General features: G+C 36.5%; 6 protein-coding genes. All 6 read right to left on the bottom strand.

Going from position 1 to position 14,857, the window contains the following annotated elements; genetic code table 11:
- Positions 1 to 78 precede the first annotated feature (78 nt).
- A complete protein-coding gene (locus A2G56_RS08115; protein ID WP_062711298.1) occupies positions 79 to 969 on the bottom strand; it encodes a diacylglycerol/lipid kinase family protein in 891 nt (296 codons plus the stop codon).
- A 259-nt stretch (positions 970 to 1,228) separates the two neighbouring features.
- Positions 1,229 to 3,124 carry a M13 family metallopeptidase gene (locus A2G56_RS08110; RefSeq protein WP_062711295.1) on the bottom strand — a complete coding sequence of 632 codons (1,896 nt, stop codon included), beginning with the start codon at positions 3,122 to 3,124 and terminating at the stop codon, positions 1,229 to 1,231.
- Between the two features lie 172 nt (positions 3,125 to 3,296).
- Positions 3,297 to 7,673 (bottom strand): AAA domain-containing protein, encoded by a 4,377-nt coding sequence (locus A2G56_RS08105; RefSeq protein ID WP_062711292.1) that lies wholly within the window; start codon positions 7,671 to 7,673, stop codon positions 3,297 to 3,299.
- 294 nt (positions 7,674 to 7,967) lie between these two features.
- A complete protein-coding gene (locus tag A2G56_RS08100; RefSeq protein WP_062711289.1) occupies positions 7,968 to 12,317 on the bottom strand; it encodes an Eco57I restriction-modification methylase domain-containing protein in 4,350 nt (1,449 codons plus the stop codon).
- Between the two features lie 4 nt (positions 12,318 to 12,321).
- Entirely contained in the window at positions 12,322 to 13,014 is a 693-nt protein-coding gene (locus A2G56_RS08095) for a DNA methyltransferase family protein (RefSeq protein ID WP_062711284.1), read from the bottom strand.
- A 410-nt stretch (positions 13,015 to 13,424) separates the two neighbouring features.
- Entirely contained in the window at positions 13,425 to 14,762 is a 1,338-nt protein-coding gene (locus A2G56_RS08090) for an MFS transporter (protein WP_062711281.1), read from the bottom strand.
- Positions 14,763 to 14,857: the final 95 nt, after the last annotated feature.

Raw genomic sequence — 14,857 nt, 5'->3', positions numbered from 1 at the left:
GGCATCGCCTAATCTGCTTTTGCTTTTCAAGCCTAAAAAAACTCATCTGGTTTCAGCGAAACCAAATGAGTTTTTTTGTTATTTTCCGCTATAAACGGTTAAGTGTGATGGCAAAATGGTAACATCAACTGGTAAGTCGCTACCCTCATCTCCATCAACATTGGTTCCCAAAGACGCTGCATTTTTCAAAGCAATGTGAGCCTCAGTAAAGGTACGATAGCCAATGCTTTGATTAGAGTCGGTAACTCCCTTGGCTAGACCAGGGACTGCCTGAAAAGATTCTAACATATTAGTATCTTTGAGATAGACCAGGTGCAAAAGACCATCATCAACTTTCGCATCGGGTAGGAAATTCTCATGACCACCGATAGAATTTGTCAATCCAACTAAAAGTGTTGTCGACTTAACTGAGATATGTTCACCATCAACATCAAGTTCAAAATCATAGTTCTCATTTTGAGCAATCCTCTTAAGTCCTGAGATAAGGTAGGCCATCTTGCCGAATTTCGTCTTTTCTTCAACTGAAACATCACGAACAGCTTCAGGAATCGACCCGATAGCAATAACATTCATAAAGTAGTGATCATTGATTTTGCCAATGTCCAAAGATTTAGTTTGCTCAAAATCAAGTTTATCGATAGCCTCTTGAGGATCGATGGGCATATTCAAAGCGCGTGCTAAATCATTGACCGTACCTAGTGGGAAAAAGCCAAATTTTGGACGGTAGTCTTGCTCTGCCAAACCACTAATGCCTTCGTTAACCGTACCATCCCCACCCATGACAAACACACTGTCTATCTTTTCTTTGGCAGCTGCTGTTGCAAAATCACGCGCATCACCACCCTTTTGGGTCTCTTTAACCTCTACCTCATCAAAGTAGGATTCTAATTTTTTTAGGGCAGCTTCTTGAAATTCTTGGGCTTTTTCACCACCTGCACTTGGGTTGACAACCAACAAAGCTTTTTTCATAACATCACCTCACTCGTTTTCTTATTCTCATCATACCATAATACGTTAGAAAACTCCTGATACGATTACTGAAAACATCCGGAAAGCTAATTTGTTAAGATTTTTGGGCAGTTAAGCTTTTTTTAAGCATCGTGTCCTACAATATAGCCATCCTAAAACTTTTTCATAATCTCCTAAGCCAGACAGTCATGTCTGGTTTTTTGTCGTGCAAAAAGCACCTTAATCATAAGATTAGGGTGCTGATTTGTAAGCTAATGATTTACCAAATCACTACACGGTCTGCTGGCTCACGCCACATGCCATCGCCTTCTTTGACATCAAATGTTGTAAAGAAGTCGTCAAAGTTTGGTAATTGGACATTGGTGCGGAGTTTCCCTGGAGCGTGTACGTCAATTGACAGTAAAAGTTGCATGTACTCTTCGCGAGCCTTCATGCGCCAGATAGTCGCAAAGTTAGTGAAGTAGTCTTCAGCTGAGAAGTCATTGTCTTTCTTAGCTGCTTCAAGTGCGGCTGCAAGTCCACCAAGGTCTGCCACATTTTCAGATACGGTTAATTTCCCATTGGTCTTACCACCAGCGAAATCAATGCCATCAAACTGCTCAACGACTTTATCCGTACGCTCTTTAAAGGCTGCATAATCTTCTTCAGTCCACCAATTGTTGAGACTACCGTGTTCATCAAAGGAAGCACCATTGGTATCAAAAGCGTGTGAAATTTCGTGAGCGATAACCGCTCCAATCCCTCCATAGTTAGCTGATGAGGATTGCTCTAAGCTATAAAACGGCGCTTGTAAAATGGCTGCTGGAAAGACAATTTGGTTCTGTTGTGGATCGTAGTAGGCATTCACCATGTGAGCTGGCATGTGCCATTCGTCGCGGTCAACAGGCTTATTCCACTTACTCCAAGAATGTGCGATTGAAATTTTCGCCAAGTTCTCAGCATTTTCCACTAATGATAGGTTTTCATCAATCACTTTTTTAGCATAGGTTTCTGGTAATTTTTCTGGATAACCGATGTGTGGCGTAATGACGTTTAACTTGGTAATAGCCTTATCAATGGTTTCTTTTTGCAACCAAGTGTTGTTGGATAAACGATCTTTGTAAACATCAATCATGGTTGCCACTTTAGCTTCCACATCTGCTTTAGCTTCTGGTGAGAATTTCTCTCCAGCATACCAAAGTCCTAAGGCTTGGTTGAATGATCCTTGAGCGAGATAGTAAGCGGCTTTTTTCTTATCCATTGCTTGTGGAGTCCCTGACAAAGCACGACTGTAAACACCTGAAAGCACACGAATCTCATCGGTTAAGTAAGAATTGAAGGCGTTAGCTGCGCTATACACCAACTCTGCCTTGAGCCATTCCCAATTTTCTTCAGAATAATACGTCGCAGCAAATTCGGTCCAGAAACGCTCTTCTGGTACGATAACCTTATCTGGAACTTGACCAAGAATCTCTGTAAAGATCTTATCTAAAGGCAATTCTGGAGCTAATTTAGTGAACTCCTCCCAGTCATAAGGATGATAGAGTTTCACATACTCAGCTGACTCCTCGCTTGAAAGAACATACTTGGCTAATTTGGCATCCAAATCAAGCATCTTGTCGAGCATATCTTTGATGGCATCAGCTGAGAAGCCAAATTTAGGTAGCAAAGCTTCTTGTGATTGGCGCCATAGGGCTAACAACTCTTTGCCTTTTTCATTACCTTCAGTGTAGTAGGTTGTATCTGGTAAGATAAGACTTGGCGCTTGTGCCCAAAGAGCATTGGTTTGGGCATCCATGAAGTCTGGGGCTACACCAAATGGCAAGAGATTGGGTTTGCCTTCCATCTCGTAGGTACCCATTTGTTTGGCAAACTCCGCAAACGAAGTTAAGCCGTGATACTCCTCAATGAGCGCTTGAACAGGTTCTGTTCCTGCTGCTTCACGCGCATCGTAGTCAGCCACTAATTTGTGGAATTTAACAAAATTAGCCAAAATAGCATCGTCTGGAAGATTGTTTCCTGCTAGCCACTCATCAGTCGTTTCTAACATGAGGTCTTCAATCTCATCAGCCAAATCTGAGAAACCACCTGTACGAGGTTTGTCCTCAGGGATAACAGCTGTTTTTTCCCATTCACCATTAACGGCTTCAAAAAAGTCATCTTGTAAACGTGTCATATGCGTCTCCTTTTTTACGTCAATCACTTACTAGCAAGCGATTGCTAAAAACTATTCTAACAGAAAAAAGTATAAATGGATGTTAAAAACAATAAAATTATGATAAAAAAATGAAGATAGACTATTTAAGAAGCTCTAATACAAGACAAAATCTGATTCACAGAAAGTTGTTTTATTCCTCATCATCAATTTTATTAATACGTCCCAATTTAAAGCCCTTTAAATCAATTGCACCAATTTTTTCAAGTAAATCAACAGCTTTTAAATAGACTTCCTGATACCCCGTTGTTAATCGTTTTTTATTAAAGGTGTTTTCATTAACGTATCTCATCCAATTTTTTATTTCATCATCGACAAAAAGATGTCCAGCAGCTAACATGATTTCAGCTAATGTCACTATATTTTCAGTCGTATCAAAGTCATAAGGCGTATAGCCATCATATACTGGTACTGCAGTTGCATATCCATTATAGCTTTCGCATTTTGAAACCTGGCTAAAATCCGTATCATTTTTTTCTTCAACGACTCTTGATGTATCAGGATTTCGCTCAAGCTCTAATAACTTTTCAATATGTCCTTTTAATTTTGATTTTTCATTAGCATAATCATAAACCCAGTTAGTCGACCAAATTCTATAGTAATTCCATCCTTTATTTTCTAAGATATCTTGTCGTAACCGTTCTCTATCTCTAACCGTTCTCGCAGAAGCATAGTTGCTTCCATCACATTCAATAGCTAGTATATATTTTCCTGGATTATTTGGATTCACAACAGCTAAATCTATCTTAAAACCAGAAGTACCAATTTTAGTTTTAACCTGATATCCTTCATCAATTAAAAAGTTATAAATACTTTGTTCTAGTTTAGTATCAAATACAATATCATCTATTTTTTGATCGGTTTGTGCTAGAGAGCCATCCTGCGCATATAAAAGAAAATCTCTAAAAAGTATCCTATTCTGATTTGCCGATCCCTCAGTTTTAATATCATTTCCATAAATTGATGAAACAACGTGCATGATTTTTCTAGAACGAGAAATAGCAACGTTTAATCTTCGTTCTCCCCCTGTTTTTGTAAGAGGACCAAAATTCATATAGAGTTTACCGTTCTCTTGCTTTCCATATCCAACACTCAAGATAATGATGTCTCTTTCGTCTCCTTGTACATTTTCTAAATTTTTAATGAAGAAAGGTTCTTTTTTGTTTTCGTCAAAATAGTTATCTACCTCTGGGTGTTCTTTTCTATAGCGCTCAATTTCACTTTCAATTGCCCTTGATTGACTTATCCCAAATGCAACCACTCCAATTGAGCTATCAGGATAATTTTTAAAATATTCAATGACTAATTGCACAATTTGACGAGCCTCTTTTTTATTTCCTTGGGTATTCTCCCACACCGCATCATCAACATAAGTATGTTTAATATTGCTATGTTTAGAGATAGTCTCCGAAGGAAATGTTAAGAGCCTATTACTATAAAATTTCTCATTAGAAAATGCTATAAGTGATTCGTCACTACTTCTGTAATGCCACTCCAAATGTATTTGAGGTAAACTAACACTTAGCTCATCCAAAATAGACTCTAAATCGCTCGTATCATCATCTTCAATTACTTCTTCCACCACTTCTGAAACTCCAAAAAATGATGTCGGTGGCATTTGCTTGCTGTCTCCTGATATTATTATTTGTTTTGCTCTTCCAATCGATCCAACAGCATATTCTGTTTTAACCTGAGACGCTTCATCAAAAATAACTAAATCAAAATCCCAACTATCATTTGATGAGAAATAGCTTGAAACTGTCAAAGGTGACATCATAATACATGGTTTATAGGCAGGTATTAAATTAGGGAGTTTCTCAAATAGTTTTCTTACTGGTAGGAATTTTGTCTTTTTCTTTAATTCTTTGATAAGAATTTTCTTCTCTACATTATTTTCTAATCTATTTATATCTGGCAATCTCTGGCACAAGCTATTGTAAATATCATTAGATGAGAATTTTATATATGACTGATCTAATTCTTTAAATCGTTTTACTTCATTATCTTTTAAACTTCTATTTTTTTGCAGGATTTCATTATTATAGGAAAGAGCATCCAGTTGTGCAGTGTAAAATCTTTTTCTAAAAACATTAAACACTTCTTCGTTTGAAAAATTTTTAGATTCAATTTTTTCGACGAAATCTTCTAAATGGTAATTACGTATTAACTTATTTTTCAAGACAGAGTAATTTATATAGTCTTCATATTCATCAAAATCAATTGTATTAATAAATTTACTTAAGATATACCAATTACCATCAGGAATATTAAAGTATTTTTCTACCGTTTCGGCTAGATAATCATGTTTTTCAATAGCTGAGCAATATTTTTCTAGGCTATCCACATACTGTTTAAAATCGTTATTGTTTAAAAAGATTATATCCGCAATAAAGGAAATAGGAACCTCGTTGAAAGTATGTTTTAATAAATCAAATTGTCTTAGCCATGAAACAATTCCAATACTATCATGGTAATCCCCAACTAATATTGATGACAATTTTGTCTCAAGTTTTGATAATTGTGAATTAATCATATCCAACTGCTGTAGCATTATTGAAATAGCTTTTTTATTTTTATTATAGTTAACCATTTTGTCAACTACGGATACTATTCTTTCGTAGTCTACTTGGTAAGTAGATGAAAGTGGCTTAAATTCTTTTTCAATAGCTTTATATTCTTTACTGAAGATTCGTTTTAACTTGGACGAGTATTCAAACTTCAATCGTTTATTTATGGTTTCAAAATTTGACATTTGAAAGATAGCTTCGTCGAAGTCGTTCAAAATTTGATGACGAAGATCATCATTGTCTTGGATTAACAATTTTTTTTGATTACTAAGTTCTGAAAACTCAGAGTCTGATTTTTGGTAACTCTCATAAACCTCAAATAATTGAATAAAATCACTATCAAGAACTTCTTGTGCCATCTCATCCGGCATTTTACTCTTTAGATCTAATAATTTAACATAAAACTCTTTAATCTCTTTGTTTTTCAGATTTTTTATTTTTTCGATTTGAATAATTTGTATAGTATCTTCTAACGCATCATTCACACCATTCAAATTATTTATAGATACATTTAAATGATCTCTATCGCTTAAACTCAAATTATCCTTTAAATGCTGCCACGAAGAATGCAAAAAATGCTGCGAGCCATCGATACAGGCTATTGAAAATTGATAAATTTCTGAGAATAGTTCTGCTGCAGAGGTTATCGGCTTATTAAGTAATTCTTTGGGAATATCAAAAACTAATGTCTCAACATCTAAAAATTCTGATAAATGGCTTTGAACATCGAAAAAAGAGGTTTCAATTCCTGGAATAATATCGTGTAAAGTAGAAGTCTTATCTAATAAATCGCTCTTTATGTTATCAAGTTCAGAATATATGTTCCTGTTCACTGATTTCAAGTCTTTAAACAAGAATACACTATCCCCTAACTGCTTATTCATTGTAGTTTTACTTTTTTTAGCATTATGTAAGGTAAGAATAAAGGGCGCAAGGCCGTGACTCTTTAACTTATTGTAAACGACATTCAAAGCAGCCTGTTTTTCAGATACGAATAGAACTTTTTTTCCAAGTCCTAATGACTGTGCGATTATATTAGTGATAGTCTGACTTTTTCCTGTTCCTGGAGGTCCTTGCAAAACAAAACTATCCCCTCTTTGTGCTCTTAAGATAGCTTCCATTTGACTAGAATCAGCATCTAAAATCTGTAAATTTTGTTCAGAATCTACACCGTCAAGACTTATTTCTTTTAGAAAATTTTGTCTCATTTCTTCAGAATTTGTTCCGTTATTTAGTAGTAACTTTACAAATTTGTTCTCAGAAAATTTTTCTTCATTTTTCTCAATATCTTTATAAATGACGAAGTTTTGATAATTGAAATTATCTAAGATAATTTCATATTGAATAAACCAATCCCTACCATGAATTTTTTCCCCTATTTCTTCAAGTATCGTTGATAGACTTTTATCAGCAATCTCCTCATCAATTTCAATGTCAAATTGATCTTTTAATACTTTTAAGATAACAGGATTCAATTGTATACTGTCATCGTCTCTAGAAGTGACAGTATAAGACAAATTCCGTAATTGCGTTTCGACTTTTACCGGTAACAAAACAAGAGGAGTCCTTAAAAGTTCGTCTGACTCAAATTCATTCCAAATTAAACTACCAAATACAAGATAGGTGATATGAAAGCCATATTCTTCGAATTGAGAATCATCCGTTTTTCGAATTTTTTCAAGTGACGTAAGCTCTTTTTTTATAAGAATTCTCTGATTTTCCGATGCTTCATTTGAAGAAGCAAAATGCAGTTTGAATGTCTCATCTTGAAAGGAGTTGTAAAGTGAATAGAACTCATCATAATTCTCCGAATCTGAAGATATCCTATCAATGATTACTGAGCCTACTTTTTTCTCTCTATACGAAAGTAAACTATTTCGTTTTGATAAATCTAACAGTCGATCGGACCATAATTTAAATTTATTGTTACTTTTATTATCCATATACTAATAATCTATCTTTCCATACTAACTTGCCCCACGATCCCCAACGAAAATCAACTTATACTAGACGGCATAGACGCAGACATAACCGACACTCATAAAACCAAGGCAACACGGTCTGAATTTGATTTTCGAAGAGCATCACTTACACCATCGCTTTGACCTTGCTCTCAATAAAGGCAATTTCTTCCTGAGAAAGTCCATATTTTCGGTAAAGCTGCACGTCAATCTCCGCCACTGACTGTGACCAGTCAATGTCAGAGTTTGATGTGAAATTTTGAAAAATTACAAATTCTAATCCATCTTCTGAATTTTCTCTGTAAAGAACATTCTTAATTCATCATCAAATTCATAATAGTCATATAACTGTTGGTCAATCTCATCAGTTGATTTTGTCCAATCAATAATAGAATTATCAGAAAAATTCCAAAGAGGTACTTTCTCCCATTTTTCAGCAGTATTATCTTGAGTAATTTTTAAGATACCCAGCATACCACGAGCAAATCTACCTTTTATATATCTTAAACACGCTTGTGCTTCTTTCTCTGTATCAAATGCTCCAAAGGAAATGAAAGTATCTGTGTACCCGATAACGGGGTACCCGATAACGGGGGTCGATAGGACTTCGCCAATCGCCCCACTGCCATTAGCAGCTGGCACAATAACTTTGTATTTCATTAAGTTCTCATGTTCTGCTATATACTTTCTAGGAATATAACGGTAAACACGTTCATTATTCAAACGACCTAGTATTTTATAACTATCGGGAAGTTCCTTTTCTGAGAAGACATCCAGACGACCTAAAATAGGTTTCCTTAACCGTTTATCTTTTCCTTTACTTCCAATAATTTTTCTATACTCAGGATAATCTTCATATAATTTTTCGAGGTTAAATTTTGTTTGAGTGTAAATTATTTCTGTAATTGACACAAACGTTGATTTATTCTCAACTAGTTTTAAAGCTTTACTCAATTCCTCATGGGAAGTAAACGTACCAATAGCTCCAAATTTTTCGTTTCCATCATGGTATGTAACTACTACACCACCTTTAATATCGGTATTAGGGAATACTTGGTCTGACTTTTGCGTAAAATAAATTACTTTAAGATGCTCATCTTCTAGCATCTTCTTATTCCATGATTTCGGAGTCTTACCTGCATTAAATAAAAATCTTGCTGGTGTGATTAACACTACTTTATCTGCTAACTCATAGGACAATTCCATAAAAGAATGATAGATTGGATCATCGCTAGTAGATGTTCCCTTCGCCGCTTCTTGATAAGGAGGATTTCCTATCACTACATCAAATTTCACGTCTTTAAATGCCTCCTCAACTAGCTTTTTACCTTTTTCGATGTCTGTTTTTAGGGTATCGGTTAGGTTTTCAATATAGGTCACATTGGTCTTGTAATTTCGATAACCTGCCAATGTTCGCTCGGTAATCGTCTTTGCCATCGGTGTTTTGGCGATGGCATAGATATTTTTTTCCAGAATCTCACGATAAACGTTATCGGCTTCGAAATGATAATCCTGATTATCAATCAATTTCTTATAATAGAGACTCATGGCTGCATGAAGGGGGTATAGACCCGTTTTTGAGTTAATTTCTAATAGATGCGTATCGTCTTTATAGACCTCATCCGTAGCATCCCGCTCTACCCAATGAAGATTTGAGGTGGCACCATTTGTTGTGGATGTAAAGTCATCATCAAAGAAATTAAGCCCACCGATACCTTTTGATAACTGCATATTAACCACACGCCAAGGCGTTAAAACAGTCTCCTTATCTGGATTTTTAAAGGTTCCAAAAAGGTCTGCTATGGCTTCGGCACGATCAATAAAGTCTAAGCTGTCAAAAGATTTAGCTTTTTGACGAATAATACGACCGGCTTCTACAAAGACTTCGGCATCATAGTATTTAGTGATGTCTTTAAACATCCCTTTGGTGAAGCCTTTAGGCATAAACTCTTTCCATGACTGATCATCAACTGCTTTGATAAAATCGTTAATCGTAATATCTGTGCTAATATCCATAGCCATTCCGTAAATCATCATTGGAATACGGATTGATACGCCTCGTAAAATAGAAATCATCGCCTTGCGTTGCTTTTTAGCCTCACTAATCTTATCAATTAGTTCTTGCTCTTCTTTAGTTCGCTCTTTTTTCTTTTTCTTCTTAGCTCGCTCACCTTTTTCATATTCCTCATCTGTTAGACCATTTTCATTGACGACAATTTTTTTGACCTCAGCCTTAGAAGTAGAGCCAACAATCGCATTCAAATCTTTGAATTTTTCAACCTCATCTGACTCAAGTGTCAATAAACTATCATTGTAAAGACTATCGTCTTCAAAGCCAGATCTAACCGCTTTTTCTGCATAAACTTTTTTGAGTTGCGTTAGGAGCTTATCAACATTGTAAGGCTTCATCTCGTTACCAGAAGCCCCTAGAATAGGCATGAAGTTTAACAGACGCGTCATCGCATCCTTTTGCTCTTGCGTATTCTTCTTACCAACACCGGAGTTGATTTGCGCACTTTCTGCCATTACTGACAAGGCTCGGTCCGGTGCAAAATCAAAGATATAACAGTTCTCTTTGCGTCCTAATTTCTCATGAGAGAAAGGGGTTTGCGCACGAAAGGCTGCTTGAAGATAATTCATGGCACTGTTCGTATTTGATAAAAAGAGTACCGCCGTCCACTCAGGAATATTAACACCTGTTGTTAACTTTCGAACCGTTAGGGTGATGGTTTTTGTTTGTGACGGATCATCTGAAATAGCATTCCTAACCATGTCTATATCCGCTTGACTAGCAATGCCATCATCACTTTTCGAATCTTTAACAACATTCACAATCTTATATTCTTGACCAAAAATGGCATGTTGTTTTAACAATTTTTCAAAAGCATTGGCTTCTTTGACACCAGGCATGAGCCACAGCGTATGTCTCAGTTCGTTACGGTATTCTTGTGTTGAAAAAGGATAATGGTTTTCACTATCGTAATTAGTGATGTTATCCAAAAAGGCATTGACATCTTGTTGATAAACGAGTTCACCAGCTTCATTTACCTTGAAAAATTCTCTAAAATTAAAGGACCTCGACTCGTCTGAGAATTTTTCTTTGTGTCGCATGTCAAAGGTAAACATATTGACTTGCGGTAATTTTTCATAGGGATTGGTTTCGTTAGGGTGCTTGTATTTCCACTCCGTTTTAGCGTGTTGCTCCATGGTGTAATCCCATGTGTAGACTTGCTCATCTTCAAATTGGTCTAAGAGATTAAACGGTGTTCCTGACAATTCCAAAATCTTGGTCTTGTCATTAATCAACTGAGACATAACGCGGTCACTCAACTCCGTCTGTGTTCCTTCATGAGCTTCATCGACGATGATCAAATCCCAGTCAACTTCTGAAAAGTCTTTTAAATTGGTTTGTCCGTTATTATAACGAAGTTTTTGAATGGAAGCAAAGTATAAAAATGGTCTGTCAGCCGTCTTGAGCGATGCCAATGAAGCCCCTTGAGAATCCGAGCCATACTCATACCTTGCATCAGACATCTTCATTTTTTGAAAATCTTTAAACCAGGAATCTTTTACTACTGGTCTATGGGTCATAATCAAGACTTTTTGAAACCCTTGATTTTTGATCAATTGTAGAGCTGTCAAGGTTTTACCAAATCTCATTTTGGCATTCCATAACATCCGCTGGTGCTTTTTAAAGGTTTTTTCTGTCTGTTTAACGGCAGCTAACTGCTCAGGACGTAGGATAATCTCTTCTTCTTTATCCAATTCTGCCAAACTGTGAAGATACTCTCGTCCTTCCTTGACTGCTTTTATAGCACTTTTGGCAGTTTCGAGATCCGTTTGATACCACTCATTTCCTTCTAAAACATCTGATTGTTTGATACCGGATCGTTTAAGAATATTGTGCACATCATAATCATGAAACCAAGTTTTGTTGGCTTTTCGATAAGCCAACTCCACCCATCCCAACTCAAATTTGAGTCCAGCGGTTGTCATGTATTGCTTAATTCGTTTTGGAGCAACCGTTCTTAAAAAATCACTATTAGCTGTCCAGTCAGCTTCAAGATCATCTTCTGCTACTGAGCCTTCCCCAATTTTTTGCGTGCCTTCGTAGGCTGGAAATAGGCCACTGTCATTGTTGACCGTTTGAACATAGATAAACTTTCGTTCTGTCGCATGGTACAAGGCTTGAGCTTGAGGTTCTAAAAAGCGTTGATAAAGATAGGACTTTATTTCAGGATCAACGTATTTTCGCATGTACCACACCAGGATAAAAAATAGCTGCTTTAAGGCTTTTAAAGCATTATCCTTTGTAGCATATCGAGGGTTAATATTATGAGCTGAGTCATTTCCTAAATCTTTAATGGCAAAAAAGCAATCTACAACCTTGGTATCATCAATCGTATATTTTACCGTTTGAAGAACCTTATGAAAGGTCGCCCGTTCGTCAATCTCTATATATTCTTGATCCGCTACCATTCGAGAAAGAGCTTCTGCTAACTTGCGAGCCTTCGTCAAAGCTCCCTCATAATCTTCTTGAGTATAGTTTTTTTCAGCAGTATTAGCCGTTAGAAATAGCTCTGTTGTATCGTAATCTAATTTCAAAAATTCAAAATTTGATTCCATAACCCTAATCTCCTAATTTGTAAACTTTTTGAATGGCGATAGATGTCACTTCTTTTTCCATCTCTACTGTGAGATCATCTGTACCGTCACCATCAAGATCAAATAAACTTAGCTGACCTTCCACAATATAATCTTCCTGATTAACAGCCTCATCAAATAAATCAGCAAAGAAAAAATCAATCTTTTCAACCACTGTCGTCTGTTTATTTTTAAAATGCCATTCACTGAACTTTAATGGGGCACCTGTCATCGGGTGTTTTTTAGTCAAGGTATTCCCTCTGATAATATTTTTATGAATAAGGTAATTTGCTGACTGATAAACATCATCTTTACTGCTTAAATGAATCCCTAGATGTTTCTCAAACCAGTCAAGATACTTTAGGAACATCTTAGCTCTCGCTAATTCTAAATTATCCTCAAGAAATTCAATGCCATAAATAGAAGTCAGTGCTATCAAAGACTTGGCTTTCCAATATTTTTTGTCGTATTGCTCAATCACAGCGCTGAGCTTTCTTTCTAAAATAGCTAACAGAAAATTACCATCTCCAGCAGCCGGTTCTAAAAAAGTAGCGTAAATATCGTCACAAGCTTCTTTAACACCTGGAGTATCCAACATTTTCTGAACCATCCAGGAAGGGGTGAAAACTTCTCCATGTTGTTGTACACGCTGTTTTGATTTGATTAAACTTTCTGCCAAAATCCACTCCTCTAGCCTTTTTCTCAGTTTATATTATACCATTTTTTCATCAGTGACTCAGCCACTTCAAGAGAATTGAATTTCTTCTCTAAGTTCTAAGTGTTATTCACAAATTAATCGTTCATCATTTTTCAAAAAATAAGGATAGAAGATTTTTGGCACAAACAGTCGTGTATCCTAGACATTCTTTCCTTAATCATTTTTGCAAGTAACTGTTGGAGCTAAGCTCATATAATAGTGCATCGCAACTCTTTCAGCAAAAACTAAAAACTCCTAGAAACACTTAAATAAGTATTTCTAGGAGCTGTGTTGTTGATTGGTCAGATGACGAGGAAAATTAGGCTGTATGGTAGGGTAAAGATTTGATGCATTATTTTCCAAAAACTTTGCCCTATTTGGGATGTTGGGGGTTATTCTTTAATGATTTCTTCTTCACGTTTTGACAAAATGAGGTAACCTACAGCAGAGAAGGTTGATAAAGCAGCGATAACGATATAAGACCAGAACCAACCAAAGCTATCTGCTAGAATGGGCATGAGCCAGTTAGCTCCCATATTTCCAATAAGGTAGGCTGTAACACCGACAAAACCGATGGCAGTACCCGCAACATTTAGAGGAACAAAATCGATGGTTAAGATATTGACAATCAGCTGAGGTCCGTAGATCAAAGCGCCAAGAATCCCTGAAATGATTAGGAGTAATGGGTAATTGGGTTGACCACCGGCAGTCATTTGTTCATAAACAATGACAAAACCAGTCATTGAAAAGAGACCGATAGCTCCTATTTTCGCCATTTTATTAGGATATTTGATCGCTAACCAAGCAAATACAAGCGAACCTGGGATGGCTACCCATTCTAAAATGGATATGACAATTTGGGCTTGTTCTGTTGGTAAATTAGCAACTTCACTGAGATAAATAGGCATCCAGTCTTCAATCCCAAAACGAATAAAGTAGAGGGCAACATTGACTGCAGCAACCAAAAGTAGGGCAGGGTTACAAAAAACGTATTTCCAAATTAACTGACCGTAAGAGAGTGAATTTTTCTCTTCCTCAGTCGCCACATTTGATTCACCAGCATCACCATACATGGTTCGCAAGGAATCAAGACCTTCTGACTCAGGATTGTCACCTCCCAGTTTCCAACAAATCAGGGCAAACCCTAAGACTAGTACGCCGGGTACTAAAAAGGCCATATAGATGTTACCGGTTTCAGGCGTGATAAAGCCAGCACTCGTTAGAAAGGCAAGCATCATTGGTAGGAGAGCAGATCCTGCATTTTGAGAAATGTTCCACCCTGCAATAGCTCCTCCCCGCGTTTTATTAGGGAAGAAATTAGCAATCATAGCCTGTGAAGCAGGTGCTAAAGCGCCTTGAACAATACCGCAGAGGATTAAAAGGACACCAAGTGTTAGCATGGACGTGTTGAAAAAGCCAATGATAATACAGATTAAGGCACTGCTTCCTAAACAAACAGCAAAAAGTTTACGTAAACTGACCTTATCTCCTAAGGCACCCATGAAAAATTTAGCAAGCCCATAGGAGACAGTTAGACAAGACAGAAGTGTGGCAATATCAGCCTTGTCCCACCCATTATTAATCATTATGCTATTAGACATCAATTTAAAATTATTGCGTACTAAATAGGCACAGACGTAACCAAAGAAGGAAATGAGAAAAACAATCCGTTGACGTTTAATAAATGTAGCAAACTTTTCAGGATGCTGTTGTTGATAATCTGTTTCCATAAAAAACCTCTTCATAAAATTGTAACTATTTTCACAAAAAGATTATACCTTAATTACCCAAGACTTGACAAGGGCAATAGAACAAAAAACAGCAG

Origin of the sequence: Streptococcus halotolerans, from assembly GCF_001598035.1 — a bacterium.
Lineage (GTDB): Bacteria > Bacillota > Bacilli > Lactobacillales > Streptococcaceae > Streptococcus > Streptococcus halotolerans.
The sequence above is the reverse complement of the archived record's forward strand: the minus strand, read 5'-3'. Positions and strand labels throughout refer to the sequence as shown.

Bases quoted from the DNA above. Each gene is read 5' to 3' on its own strand.
- A2G56_RS08115 (WP_062711298.1), bottom strand. From the start codon at position 969: ATGAAAAAAGCTTTGTTGGTTGTCAACCCAAGTGCAGGTGGTGAAAAA.
- A2G56_RS08110 (WP_062711295.1), bottom strand. From the start codon at position 3,124: ATGACACGTTTACAAGATGACTTTTTTGAAGCCGTTAATGGTGAATGG.
- A2G56_RS08105 (WP_062711292.1), bottom strand. From the start codon at position 7,673: ATGGATAATAAAAGTAACAATAAATTTAAATTATGGTCCGATCGACTG.
- A2G56_RS08100 (WP_062711289.1), bottom strand. From the start codon at position 12,317: ATGGAATCAAATTTTGAATTTTTGAAATTAGATTACGATACAACAGAG.
- A2G56_RS08090 (WP_062711281.1), bottom strand. From the start codon at position 14,762: ATGGAAACAGATTATCAACAACAGCATCCTGAAAAGTTTGCTACATTT.